Consider the following 12272-nt stretch of genomic DNA (forward strand, 5'->3'; position numbering starts at 1 on the left):
CGGGATCAGGCGGTCTGTCCTAGGCCGCCTTGTACGCCTCCTCCAGCTTCTTCACGGCCGCCGCGTACTTCCCGGTCAGCAGCAGATGGTCCGCGTCGGCGAACGGCTTCGACACCGCCGCCGTGATGTTCTGGCCCACCTTCTGCTGGACGATCAACCGCGCCTCGGTGACGAGCGCCTTGCCCTTCTCCGCCGACCGGGCCTTGCCCGCCGCGGCCTCCAGCGCCTTCAGGGTGGACGCGCCACCCGTCGGCGCCTTCGTCACGGTCGTCAGACCCCAGCCGTAGGGGAACTGCGGATCGTACGTCGTGTCGCCGACGTTGATCGGCAGCTGGGCCTCCGACTTCGGCCAGGTGACCGGGAGTTGACCGGTGAAGGAGCGCTTGCCGTAGAGGACGTCGGCCACGCCGTCGCCCTCCGTGCCCGGCAGCCAGGAGGCCACCACGGCGTCGATCTTCGGGAGCCGATCGCCGATCAACTGCGGGCGCCCGGAGACGATCAGCACCGCGCACTTCATCGCCGCGCACACCTTGTCCACGGCTGCCTGGTCGGCGGGGGTCAACGTCAGGTCGTTGCCGTTGCCCACATCGCCGATGCCCTCGGCGTACGGGGTCTCGCCGACCACGACCACACCCACGTCGTAGCCGCTGGTCGCGGCGGACGCGTCCTTGGAGTACGTGACGTTCCCGCCGGCGTTCTTCATCCCCTGGAGGATCGTCGTGCCGGTGGTGTTGGTGCCGGACGAGCCCTGCCAGGTGATGGTCCAGCCACCGGTCTGGTTGCCGAGGTCGTCGGCGTTGGAACCGGCGACGTAGACCTTCTGATTCTTCTTCAACGGCAGGACGCCACCCGCGTTCTTCAGCAGCACCTGCGACTCGGCCGCCGCCTGCCGCGCCACGGCCCGGTGCGAACTGGAGCCGATCTTGGCCGCGTTGCTCGTGTCGGCGTACGGCTTCTCGAAGAGGCCGAGCTTGAACTTCTGGGTGAGGATGCGCGACACGGCGTCGTCGACGCGCTTCTCGGTGACGGTACCGGCCTTCACCTGGGCGATCAGGGTCGCGGTGAAGTCCTTGTAGCTGTACGGGACCATCATCATGTCGACGCCCGCGTTGACCGAGGTGCTGACGTGGGACGCGTAGTCGCCGGGGAGTTGGTCGATGGCGTTCCAGTCGCTGATGACGAAGCCGTCGAAGCCCATCCGGCTCTTGAGTACGCCGTTGATCATGTCGGCGCGGGCGTGCATCTTCACCGGGCCGAGACCGTCGCCGACGATGTCGAGCGAGGAGTAGGACGGCATGACCGTGCCGATGCCCCGGTCCACGGCCGTCTGGTACGTCGCCAGGTGGATGGCCTCCAACTGCTGCCGGGTGACGGTGGTGACGCCCTGGTCGATGGTGTACGAGCCCGTCGTGGAGGAGCCGTAGGCCGTACCGCCGTCGCCGACGAAGTGCTTGGCGGTGGCGAGGACCTTGTCGTCGTCCTTCAACTGCTTGCCGTTCGCGGCGCCTTGGAGACCCTGGATCATCGTCTCCATGGACTGCACGAGCGCCGGGTCCTCGCCGAAGGACTCGTAGGAGCGGCCCCAGCGTTCGTCACGGGTGACGCAGAGGCAGGGCGCGAAGTCCCACGGGACGCCGGTCGCGCGGACCTCGCTGGCCGTCACCGCGCCTGTTTTCTGGGCGAGTTGAGGGTCGCGGGTCGCGCCGATGCCGATGTTGTGCGGCATGATCGTGGCGCCGGCCAGGTTGTTGTGGCCGTGGACCGCGTCGACGCCGTAGATCAGCGGGATCTGGAACCGCGTTGCCTGTGCCCGGAGTTGGAACGAGTCGATCATCTGCGCCCAGGCCGCTGCCGTGTTGGGCGTCGGGGTCGAGCCGCCGCCGGAGAGCAGTGAGCCGAGGTCGTAGGTGGCGATGTCGCCGCCGGTGCCGATGCCGCCGCGCTCGGCCTGGGTCATCTGCCCGGCCTTCTCCGCCGGCGACATGCGCTTGACGAGGTCGGCGACACGCTTCTTGATGGGCAACTTGCTGTCCAGGTACGGCAGTCCGTGCGCGTCCACGACGACCTGCGGGGTCTCGGCCGGGGCCTTGGCGCCGGTGACCGTGAGCTTCAGCGGGATCGTCTCGGCGTTCTCGGCGGACTTGTCCTTGAGCGTGCGGACCTTGACGGTCTGCGTGGCGCCGGACGCGGTGCCCGCCGGGAAGGTGAGCGTGCCGGAGACCGGGGTGTAGTCCTTGCCGGCGGTGGCGGTGCCGCCGTCGGAGGCGTAGGCGACGGTCACCGGGTCGTCGAGCGGGACGGCGCCGGTGGTGGCGACGGTGACCTTGACCGTGGCCGTACCGCCCTCCTTGACCGGGTAGACGGCCGAGTCGGTGACGACGGAGGCGCGCAACGACTGATCCGCCTTGCCGTACAACTCGACGTCGTCCATGGCGAATTGACCGTGGACGCCGACCGGGAGCGTGACCGCGTAGCCCCACATCTGGGTGAGGCCCAGGACGTGGTCGATGCCGCCGACGGGCTGGTAGTCCGTGCGGTAGACGAAGTTCGCGAACGGGATCTCGATCTGCTTCCAGCCGGTGAAGTCGTCCGTGAAGGACGTCGTCCACAGCTCGGAGGCCTCGCCGTTGACGCCGCCGTCCTTGATCTCGAAGTTGGTCGCCTTGCCGTTGTTCTGGCCGTCCCACCAGAAGCGGATGCCCTGATGGGCGGACCAGTCGTGGCCGGGCTCGGTCGCGGCGTAGTCGTGGGTGAAGCCGCCGTAGCCGCTGATGTCGTAGGTGCCGGAGAGTACGTGTTCGCCCTCGGGGGCGTCCGGTCTCGCGGTCAGGGCGAGTTGGGGCGGGTCGTCGGTGTCACCGCCCCAGGTGAAGATGCCCTCGGCGGGCTGGCTCGCGAAGGGCACCTCGCCCTCGAAGCGGTCGACGGGGGTGGGGGCCGGATCGGCGGCGGCGACCGCCTGGGAGACGGCGGCCGGTGACAGCAGCGCGGCGCACAGGGCGGTGGAAACGAGCAGGGCGGTTCTTGGCATGGACCTTCCCTCGGCTCTGGAGCTCTGGTTCACTCTGGGATCGCACAGTTCACTCATGACTTAGATCACGCCGTGAGTTAACTAACGGCCCGCAGACCCGTCAAGACGTCTCGTCAGGAAGGGCTAACGCATCCATGTCCAGGAGAACCCCCCGCACGGCCCGGCTGCTGCTCGCCGGACTGCTCTCCCTGGCCGGCTTCACCGCGGCCGTACCCCCCGCACACGCCGCCGGTGAGCAGGTCACGGCCTGGCTCACCACCACCGACGACGCCGCCGGACGCCATGTCACCCGCGGCCTCCAGGCCCAGACTCCGTTCGCCTTCACCTCCGGGACGGGCGGCAGCGGCGAGAACATCACCGTCGACGAGAACACCCGCTACCAGACCTTCACCGGGGGCGGCGCGTCCTTCACGGACACCGCGGCCTGGCTGATGAACAGCAGCGGCGCGCTGTCGACGGCGACCCGGAACGCGACCATGACCAAGCTGTTCTCGCCGACGGACGGGATCGGTCTGTCGTTCCTGCGCAATCCGATGGGCGCGTCGGACCTGGCGCGGTACGGGTACTCGTACGACGACGTGGCCTCCGGCGCGACCGACCCGAACCTCACGTCGTTCTCGATCGCGCACGACCTCGCGGATGTCGTCCCGCTGACCAAGCAGGCGCTCTCGCTCAACCCCTCTCTGACTGTCATGGCCTCGCCATGGACGGCTCCCGCGTGGATGAAGGACAGCGGCTCGCTCAACGGCGGCTGGCTGAAGTCCGAGGACTACGGGGTCTACGCGAACTACTTCGTCAAGTACCTCCAGGCGTACAAGGACCAGGGCGTTCCGGTCTCGTACCTGACCGTCCAGAACGAGCCGACGTGCTGTTCCGGGTATCCGTCCATGAGCTGGAACGCGTCCGGGCTCTCCTACTTCACGAAGAGCGAGCTGCTGCCGAAGCTCAACGCGTCCGGCCTGACGACGAAGGTGCTGGCGCACGACTGGAACTGGGACGTCTACGACTCCTACGCGGCCTCGACCGTGGACGACGCGGCCGTCCGCGCCAACCCCAACTTCGGCGGGATCGCCTGGCACGGCTACGGCGGTGACGTCACCAAGCAGACCACCGTGCACAACCAGTACCCCACCCTCGACGCCTTCGGCACCGAGCACTCCGGCGGCACCTGGATCGCCAACCAGCAGCGCGAGGACATGAACAACATCATCGACTACACCCGCAACTGGGCGAAGTCGGTGACGAAGTGGTCGCTGGCCGTGGACCAGAACATGGGCCCGCACAACGGCGGTTGCGGCACCTGCACGGGTCTGATCACCGTGCACAACGGGGACGGCGCGAGCGGGACCGTCGACTACACCGTCGAGTACTACACGATGGGCCAGCTCACGAAGTTCGTCCGGCCGGGCGCGCAGCGGATCGCTTCCACGGCGTCCACGAACGTGCCCAACGTCGCGTGGCGCAACCCGGACGGTTCGAAGGCGCTGATCGCGTACAACGACGCGTCCACGGCGAAGACGGTGACCATCAACTGGGGTGGCCAGCACGCGACTTACTCCCTCCCCGGCAAGACGTCCGCCACCTTCACCTGGACGGGCACACAGTCCGGCGGCGGCAGCCGGACCGGCGCGTTCGTCGGCCTCGCGAGCAAGTGCCTCGACGTGGCCGGTGCTTCGACCACCAACGGCACGGCCGTCCAGCTCTACGACTGCAACGGCTCGACCGCCCAGCAGTGGACCGTGGGCACCGACGGCACGGTGCGCTCCCTCGGCAAGTGCCTTGACGTGACGTCGGCTTCGACGGCCGACGGCGCGAAGGTGCAGTTGTACGACTGCAATGGAACCGCCGCGCAACAGTGGTCGTACAACTCCACGACCGGTGATGTGGTGAATACGGCGGCCGACAAGTGCCTTGACGTGACGGGCAATTCGTCGACGAACGGGGCGAGGGCGCAGATCTGGACGTGCACGGGAGCTGCCAACCAGAAGTGGCATCTGCAGTAGGCAGGGCGGGGCGTGTCCCGCCCTCGACGGGGGGCGGGACATGCGACGTGTCGTGGTGGCGGTGGTGGGTGCGGCGGCCGGGGTGGGGCTGCTGAGCGGGTGCAGTCCGGCGCGGCTGCCACTGGCCGCGGCCTGGCTGGGCACGGACGGACAGCCGGTCGCGCTGGTGAAGCCGTGCGGTCACGACCGCGCGGGGGACATCGACCTCGGCAGTTGGACCGAGGAGGAAACGGCCGACGGGGTGAGCGGGACAGCGGAGAGCCCGAGCCTGGGCACCGGCTGGCGGACACCCCTCGTAGGGCCCCCGATGGAGCCCTTCGGCACGACGACGTTCCCGCTCTTCGAGCCGCCCCGCTCGTGGCGGACCGAGGCGACCGGGCCTCAGATGCTGGCGCCCGGCCGCACCTATTCCCTGACGTTCAAGGTGTACGGCACCGGCGTCGAATACACCGGCGACCTCTACTTCACCGCGAAGGACCTCACGTCGCTGCGCCCCGGCCAGGTCTGGGCCGACGACCGCGCGATGAGCCGGGACGACTTCGACGATCTCGTGGACGACAAATGCTGACCCGGGCGCGGGGGCGGCGGGGCGCCGCGGCGGTCGTGGGGGTGGTGGCGGGGTGTCTGCTGCTCAGTGGGTGTGCGGCCGTCGATCTGCCGTTGTCCGGGGTGCGGCTCGGGGCGGACGGGGTGCCACGGGCGCTCATCCGCCCGTGCGGGGACGACAGTTATCAGTCGCCGTCACTCGACGGGTGGGCCGTCGCCGCCGAGGGTGGGCCGGTCACCACGGGGTGGGACGTGCGGAAGGAGAAGCTGAGCGGGGACGCCGAGTTCCCGCTGTTCTCGCCGCCGGCGTCCTGGCAGGCCCGGCACCGGGGCGAGCAGCGGCTCCTGCCGAAGCACACGTACACGCTGATGTTCGGGCACTACATCACCGGCGACTCGTACAACGGGATCGTGGAGTTCTCCACCGAGCAGATCACCGCCCTCAAACCCGGCCAGGTCTGGGCCGACGGGAAGGCAATGAGCCTCGGCGAGTTCGAGAAGCTCGCCGAGCGCTCCTGCTGAGACCGGTCTACTGGGCCGGTTCCACGCCCGCGCGGAGGAGGCCGTAGGTGTACGCGTCCGCCAGTGCCTGCCACGACGCGGCGATGACGTTCTCCGCGACGCCGACCGTGGACCACTCCGCCGAACCGTCGGACGTGGCGATCAGGACGCGGGTCGTGGAGGACGTGCCGTGCTTGCCCTCCAGGATGCGGACCTTGTAGTCGACCAGCTCCAGCTTGGCGAGCTGGGGGTAGATCTTCTCCAGGGCGACGCGCAGGGCGCTGTCGAGGGCGTGGACCGGGCCGTTGCCCTCGGCCGTGGCGACGATGCGCTCGCCCTTGGCGAAGAGCTTGACCGTGGCCTCGTTGGCGTGGGTGCCGTCGGGGCGGTCCTCGACGATCGCGCGCCAGGACTCGACCTCGAAGTAGCTGCGGGGCTTGCCCTCGACCTCCTCGCGGAGCAGGAGTTCGAAGGACGCGTCGGCGGCCTCGAAGGTGTAGCCCTTCAGCTCGCGCTCCTTGACCCGCTCGACGACCCGGCCGACCAGTTCGCGGTCGCCACCGAGGTCGATGCCGAGTTCCTTGCCCTTGAGTTCGATGGAGGCGCGGCCCGCCATGTCGGACACCAGCATCCGCATGGTGTTGCCGACCTCTTCGGGCTCGATGTGCTGGTACAGCGCCGGGTCGACCTTGATCGCGGAGGCGTGCAGCCCGCCCTTGTGCGCGAAGGCCGAGACGCCCACGTACGGCTGGTGGGTGGCCGGGGTGAGGTTGACCACCTCGGCGATGGCGTGCGAGATCCGGGTCATCTCGCGCAGCGCGCCCTCGGGGAGGACCTTCTTGCCGTACTTCAGCTCCAGGGCCGCGACCACGGGGAAGAGGTTGGAGTTGCCGACGCGCTCGCCGTAGCCGTTCGCGGTGCACTGGACGTGGGTGGCTCCCGCGTCGACGGCGGCCAGGGTGTTGGCGACCGCGCAGCCGGTGTCGTCCTGGGCGTGGATGCCGAGCCGGGCGCCGGTGTCGGCCAGCACGGTCGCGACGACCGCCTGCACCTGCGCCGGGAGCATGCCGCCGTTGGTGTCGCAGAGGACGACCACGTCGGCGCCGGCCTCGGCGGCGGTGCGTACGACTGCTTTCGCGTACTCCGGGTTCGCCCGGTAGCCGTCGAAGAAGTGCTCGCAGTCGATGAAGACCCGGCGGCCCCGCGACGCGAGGTAGGACACCGTGTCCCGGATCATCTCCAGGTTCTCGTCCAGCGTGGTGCGCAGCGCCAGCTCGACATGGCGGTCGTGGGCCTTCGCGACCAGCGTGATCACCGGAGCGCCGGAGTCGAACAGCGCCTTGACCTGCGGATCCTCGGAGGCCTTCCCGTTCGCCCGGCGGGTGGCGCCGAACGCGACGAGCTGTGCGTGCTTGAAGTCGATCTCCTGCCGGGCGCGGGCGAAGAACTCGGTGTCCCGCGGGTTGGCCCCCGGCCAGCCGCCCTCGATGAAGCCCACGCCGAAGTCGTCCAGGTGCCGTGCGATGGCCAGCTTGTCCGCGACGGTGAGGTTGATGCCCTCCCGCTGCGCGCCGTCACGCAGGGTCGTGTCGAAGACGTGGAACGCGTCGTCGAGTGCGCTGGTTTCCGTCATGGTGTGTGGCTCCTGAGGATCTGAATCTCGGTCTGTACCGGAATGACCGGCTCCACCGTCCCTCAATGATCCCTCGCACTGCTTTTCCCGGCTGAAGGTGGGCCAGAAAAGCGAAAAACCCCTCGCGGGTGCGAGAGGTCTGCGCGCGGGTCGAGTGACGACGGTGGCCGCCCGTACCTGTTCGTACGAGGCGGTCACTGCGGACCGGCGCGCCTGCTGCCAATAATCGTGGCGAACGAGAACACGGGGGCAGTCTGGCACACTCCACCTCCGTGGTCACCGTCCGTCTCATGATGCGAACAGTCGGTTGATCAACTCGGTGGGCGCGCGAGCAGCGAGTCCGCGACGAACTCCCGCACATGGCCCAGGACTTGCGCCCGGTCCGTGCCGCGCAGCCCGATCGCCACATGGATGGAGAAGCCGTCGAGGAGAGCGCGCAGCCGGGCGGCGAAACGGTCCGGGTCGACGGCCCGGAACTCACCCCGGGACACCCCCTCCGCGATCAGCGCGACGAGGTCGCGGTGCCAGACGCCCTCGATGGCGGCCTGCCGGTCACGGGCCACAGCATCGGCGGCAGCGCTCTGCGAGCGGTTCCAGACCTCCAGCCACAGGGTCCAGTGCGGGTCGCGGTGGCCGTCGGGGACGTACAAGTCGACGTAGGCGTCCAGGCGTTGGCGTGCGGAGGCGGTACGGGTGAGCAGGCGTCCGCGCTCGGCGCCGAGCCGGCCCTCGCTCCACTCCAGGGCCTGGAGGAGCAGTTCGTCCTTGGAGTGGAAGTAGTAGAGGAGATGGCCGCTGCTCATGCCGACCTCGCGGCCGAGCGCCGCCATGGTGAGTTTCTCCAGACCGCGCTCGGCGATCATGCCCATGGCTGCGGCGAGCACATCCTCGCGCGGCGGCGCGTTCTTCCGCGCACCGGCCATCCCTGACTCCTCCGGACCTAGATCTTCGGCTGCTGGTGGATCTTCGGCTGCTGCTGGGTGATGCAGTGGATGCCACCGCCGCCCGCGAAGATCGTACGGGCGTCCACCAGCGCCACCGTCCGCTCGGGGAAGAGGCGGCGGAAGATCCCGGCGGCGATCTCGTCGCCCGGGTCGTCGAAGGCGCAGAGCACGACCCCGCCGTTGCAGAGGTAGTGGTTGATGTAGGAGTAGTCGACCCAGTCGCCGTCCTCGTCCTTGAGGACGGTCGGGGCCGGGACCTCCACGACATCCAGGGGCCGGCCCTTCGCATCGGTCTCGGCGCGCAGCAGGGCGAGGTACTCCTGGGAGCGGGCGTGGTCCGGGTGGGCCGGGTCTCGCTGGCTGTGGACCAGGACGGTGCCGGGCCCGGCGAAGGCCGCGACGATGTCGACGTGGCCCTGGGTGCCGTAGCGGCCGTAGTCGCCGGTCAGGCCGTGCGGGAGCCAGATGGCCTTGGTGGTGCCGAGCCGGGCGTGGATCTCCGCCTCGACCTGCTCACGGGTCCAGCCGGGGTTGCGGCCGGCGCCGAGCTGGACCGTGTCGGTGAGCAGGACGGTGCCCTCGCCGTCTACGTGGATCGCGCCGCCCTCGTTGACGAGGGTGCTGCTGAGCGCCGGGACTCCGGCGAGGTCCGCGACATGGCGAGCGATCTTGGAGTCGTGCTCCCAGCGGGCCCAGTCCTGGGCACCCCAGCCGTTGAACGTCCAGTCCACGGCGGCCAGTTGAGCGGCGTCGGTGACGAAGGTCGGGCCGATGTCCCGCATCCACGCGTCGTCCAGTTCGCGCTCGACCAGGTCGACGTCCGGGCCGAGGAGTTCGCGCGCCGACTCTCCCTGACCCGGGCCGTGGACCATCGTCACTGGTTCGAAGCGGCGCACGGCACGGGCGACGGCCGCCCAGGCGGCACGGGCCTCCGCCAGTTCCCCGGCGTTGGTGAAGGTCGGGTTGGGTCCGGGCCAGGCCATCCAGGTGCGCTCGTGCGGGGCCCATTCGGGGGGCATACGGAAGCTCATCAGAAGTCCCAGGTCCTAGAGGAAATAAAGGCGGTTGAGGGAGACCGAGTCGGCCGGCTCGGAGCGCAGCGGTTCGCCGTCGAGGGTGACCAGGCCGGTGCGCTGGTCGACGTCGACCTCTCCCGTACGGGAGTTGAGGCGCAGGTCGGCGGGTCCGATGCCCCGGGTGCCGCGAACTGCCACGCGTCGGCGGCGCGTCGGCATGGAGTCGTTGCCCTGGTCGAGGGCCGCCTGCGCGACGAACGCCACGGAGATGTCGGCGGGCGTGGAGCCGTGTGCGCCGAACTGCGGTCCCAGGACGAGGGGTTCACACGTGTCGGTCGCCGCGTTGGGGTCGCCGACCACGCCGTACGCCGGGAACCCGGACTTCAGGACGAGCTGCGGTTTCGCGCCGAAGTACTCCGGCCGCCACAGCACGAGGTCGGCGAGCTTGCCGACCTCGATCGATCCCACCTCGTGCGAAAGCCCGTGCGCGATCGCGGGGTTGATGGTCAGCTTGGCGATGTAGCGCAGGACGCGTTCGTTGTCGTGGTCCTCGGGGGCGCCGAGTTCGGCCTTCATCTTCCCGGCCATCGCGAACGTACGGCGGACCGTCTCGCCCGCCCTGCCCATGCCCTGCGCGTCGGACGAGGTGATGCCGATCGCGCCCAGGTCGTGCAGCACGTCCTCGGCACCCATCGTCCCGGCGCGGATACGGTCGCGGGCCATCGCGGCGTCGCCGGGCAGGTCGGTCTTCAGGTCGTGGACGGAGACGATCATGCCGTAGTGCTCGGCGACCGCGTCCCGGCCGAAGGGGAGGGTGGGGTTGGTGGAAGAGCCGATGACGTTCGGAACTCCCGCCATTTTCAAGACATTCGGGACGTGTCCGCCGCCACAGCCCTCGATGTGGAAGGCGTGGATCGTCCGGCCCTCCAGGACACGCAGGGTGTCCTCGACGGAGAGGCACTCGTTCAACCCGTCGCTGTGCAGGGCGACTTGGACATCGTGCTCCTCGGCGACCCGCAACGCGGTGTCCAGCGCGCGGGTGTGGGCGCCCATGTCCTCGTGCACCTTGAAGCCGGAGGCCCCGCCCTCGGCCAGCGCCTCGACGAGAGGGGCCGCGTCGGACGACGAACCCCGGCCCAGGAAGCCGATGTTGACCGGCCAGGCGTCGAAGGCGTTGAACGCGTGGCGCAGCGCCCAGGGCGAGTTCACGCCGACGCCCCACACCGGGCCGAACTCCTGGCCGATGATCGTGGTCACCCCGGAGGCGAGCGAGGCCTCCATGATGCGCGGCGACAGCAGGTGCACATGGGTGTCGACGGCACCGGCGGTGGCGATGAGCCCCTCGCCGGACACGATGGAGGTACCGGTGCCGACGACGACGTCGACCCCGTCCAGGGTGTCGGGGTTGCCGGCCCGCCCGATGGAGCAGATCCGCCCTTCCCTGATCCCGATGGACACCTTGCGGATGCCCTGCACGGCGTCGATCACGACGACATTGCTGACGACCACGTCGCAGGACTCACGCACGGCGGCGGCCTTGAGGTGCAGTCCGTCGCGGGCCGTCTTGCCGAACCCGGCGAGGAACTCGTCGCCGTAGCGCTGCGAGTCGGACTCGACGCGGATGGTCAGGCCCGAGTCGCCGAGGCGGACGCGGTCGCCCGCGCGGGGGCCGTGGGTGGCGGCGTACTCGTACGGGGTGAGACGGCGGGCTTCGGCGGGGTGCCCCCCGGGGCGGCTCATCTGTCGGCCTCCTGGTCGCGGGAGTCGTCGGCGTTGCCTTCGCCGCGGGAGTCGCCGCGGGAGTCGCCGCGGGAGTCGCCGCGGGAGTCGCCGCCGCCCGGCGGGACATCCGGCCCGACGCCCAGATAGCCGCAGGCGGCGGCGCGGCGAAGCGCCTCCGCGCGGGCGCCCGGCGCGTCCAGCGGTCCGTCGACGAGGCCGGCGAAGCCGATGGCGACGCGGGCGCCGCCGATCGGCGCCAGCCCGACCTCCGCCGACTCCCCCGGCCCCCACCGCACCGACGAACCCGCGGGCACCGCCAGCCGCATCCCGTAGCCGGCCGCGCGGTCGAAGTCGAGGCGCGGGTTGGCCTCGAAGAAGTGGAAGTGGGAGGTCACGGAGACGGGGACGGTCGCGGTGTTGGTGACCGTGACGCGGACGACGGCCTCGGGCTCGGCGTGCGGGGGTCCCGGGAGCAGGGCGCCCGGGGCACGGTCCGCGAGCGCGCCGCCGCCGATGGGGTCGGAGACGATCGCGAGGCGGGAACCGTCGTCGAAGACCGCCTCGACATGGACCTCGGTGACGACCTCGGCGACCCCGGGCAGCACGTCGTCGGGGCCGAGCACGGAGCGGGCGCGCTCGACGGCCTCGGCCAGCCGGCGCCCGTCCCGGGCCGCCTCGCACACCGTGTCGGCGATGAGCGCGGTGGCCTCCGGCACGTTGAGCCTCAGGCCGCGCGCCTTGCGGGCACGGGCCAGTTCGGCGGCCGAGAACAGCAGCAGCCGGTCGCGTTCCGTGGGGGTGAGCCGCATGGGGGTCGTCCCTTCGTTTAGAGCAGCACTCTAAACTCAGGTCACGGAAAAAGGAAACAAGTCCATT

9 protein-coding genes are annotated in these 12272 nt (G+C 69.9%); 3 read left to right on the plus strand and 6 right to left on the minus strand.

Going from position 1 to position 12272, the window contains the following annotated elements; genetic code table 11:
* Positions 1-19 precede the first annotated feature (19 nt).
* Positions 20-3031 (minus strand): glycoside hydrolase family 3 protein, encoded by a 3012-nt coding sequence (locus ACIRRY_RS30935; protein ID WP_403978921.1) that lies wholly within the window; start codon positions 3029-3031, stop codon positions 20-22.
* Between the two features lie 134 nt (positions 3032-3165).
* Here ACIRRY_RS30935 and ACIRRY_RS30940 point away from each other — a divergent pair, with 134 nt between their 5' ends.
* The 3 genes from ACIRRY_RS30940 to ACIRRY_RS30950 are packed head-to-tail and all read left to right on the plus strand — an operon-like array spanning position 3166 to position 6102.
* Positions 3166-5034: a ricin-type beta-trefoil lectin domain protein gene (locus ACIRRY_RS30940; RefSeq protein WP_403978923.1), complete on the plus strand. Its 1869-nt coding sequence runs from the start codon at positions 3166-3168 to the stop codon at positions 5032-5034.
* A 40-nt stretch (positions 5035-5074) separates the two neighbouring features.
* Complete coding sequence (locus ACIRRY_RS30945) at positions 5075-5602, plus strand: hypothetical protein (protein WP_403978925.1); 528 nt, start codon at positions 5075-5077, stop codon at positions 5600-5602.
* Positions 5596-6102 (plus strand): hypothetical protein, encoded by a 507-nt coding sequence (locus ACIRRY_RS30950; RefSeq protein ID WP_403978928.1) that lies wholly within the window; start codon positions 5596-5598, stop codon positions 6100-6102. The genes ACIRRY_RS30945 and ACIRRY_RS30950 overlap by 7 nt, the downstream gene beginning before the upstream one ends.
* Positions 6103-6109: 7 nt before the next feature.
* On the opposite strand, the gene cimA is transcribed toward ACIRRY_RS30950, so the two are convergent.
* From cimA to ureA, 5 genes are all read right to left on the minus strand, one after another.
* Positions 6110-7714 carry a citramalate synthase gene (gene cimA / locus ACIRRY_RS30955; RefSeq protein ID WP_403978931.1) on the minus strand — a complete coding sequence of 535 codons (1605 nt, stop codon included), beginning with the start codon at positions 7712-7714 and terminating at the stop codon, positions 6110-6112.
* A 311-nt stretch (positions 7715-8025) separates the two neighbouring features.
* Complete coding sequence (locus tag ACIRRY_RS30960; protein ID WP_403978934.1) at positions 8026-8637, minus strand: TetR/AcrR family transcriptional regulator; 612 nt, start codon at positions 8635-8637, stop codon at positions 8026-8028.
* A gap of 17 nt (positions 8638-8654) precedes the next feature.
* Positions 8655-9689, minus strand: a complete 1035-nt coding sequence (locus ACIRRY_RS30965; RefSeq protein ID WP_403978937.1) for an agmatine/peptidylarginine deiminase — start codon at positions 9687-9689, stop codon at positions 8655-8657.
* Positions 9690-9704: 15 nt separating this feature from the next.
* Positions 9705-11414, minus strand: coding sequence for an urease subunit alpha (locus ACIRRY_RS30970; RefSeq protein WP_403978939.1), 1710 nt, complete (start codon positions 11412-11414; stop codon positions 9705-9707).
* Positions 11411-12205, minus strand: a complete 795-nt coding sequence (gene ureA / locus ACIRRY_RS30975; RefSeq protein ID WP_403978942.1) for an urease subunit gamma — start codon at positions 12203-12205, stop codon at positions 11411-11413. The genes ACIRRY_RS30970 and ureA overlap by 4 nt, the downstream gene beginning before the upstream one ends.
* Positions 12206-12272 lie beyond the last annotated feature (67 nt).

This window comes from Streptomyces sp. NPDC101776, from assembly GCF_044766845.1.
Classification (GTDB): domain Bacteria; phylum Actinomycetota; class Actinomycetes; order Streptomycetales; family Streptomycetaceae; genus Streptomyces.

Bases quoted from the DNA above. Each gene is read 5' to 3' on its own strand.
- ACIRRY_RS30945 (WP_403978925.1), top strand. From the start codon at position 5,075: ATGCGACGTGTCGTGGTGGCGGTGGTGGGTGCGGCGGCCGGGGTGGGG.
- ACIRRY_RS30965 (WP_403978937.1), bottom strand. From the start codon at position 9,689: ATGAGCTTCCGTATGCCCCCCGAATGGGCCCCGCACGAGCGCACCTGG.
- ACIRRY_RS30940 (WP_403978923.1), top strand. From the start codon at position 3,166: ATGTCCAGGAGAACCCCCCGCACGGCCCGGCTGCTGCTCGCCGGACTG.
- ACIRRY_RS30970 (WP_403978939.1), bottom strand. From the start codon at position 11,414: ATGAGCCGCCCCGGGGGGCACCCCGCCGAAGCCCGCCGTCTCACCCCG.
- ACIRRY_RS30950 (WP_403978928.1), top strand. From the start codon at position 5,596: ATGCTGACCCGGGCGCGGGGGCGGCGGGGCGCCGCGGCGGTCGTGGGG.
- ACIRRY_RS30935 (WP_403978921.1), bottom strand. From the start codon at position 3,031: ATGCCAAGAACCGCCCTGCTCGTTTCCACCGCCCTGTGCGCCGCGCTG.
- cimA (WP_403978931.1), bottom strand. From the start codon at position 7,714: ATGACGGAAACCAGCGCACTCGACGACGCGTTCCACGTCTTCGACACG.
- ACIRRY_RS30960 (WP_403978934.1), bottom strand. From the start codon at position 8,637: ATGGCCGGTGCGCGGAAGAACGCGCCGCCGCGCGAGGATGTGCTCGCC.
- ureA (WP_403978942.1), bottom strand. From the start codon at position 12,205: ATGCGGCTCACCCCCACGGAACGCGACCGGCTGCTGCTGTTCTCGGCC.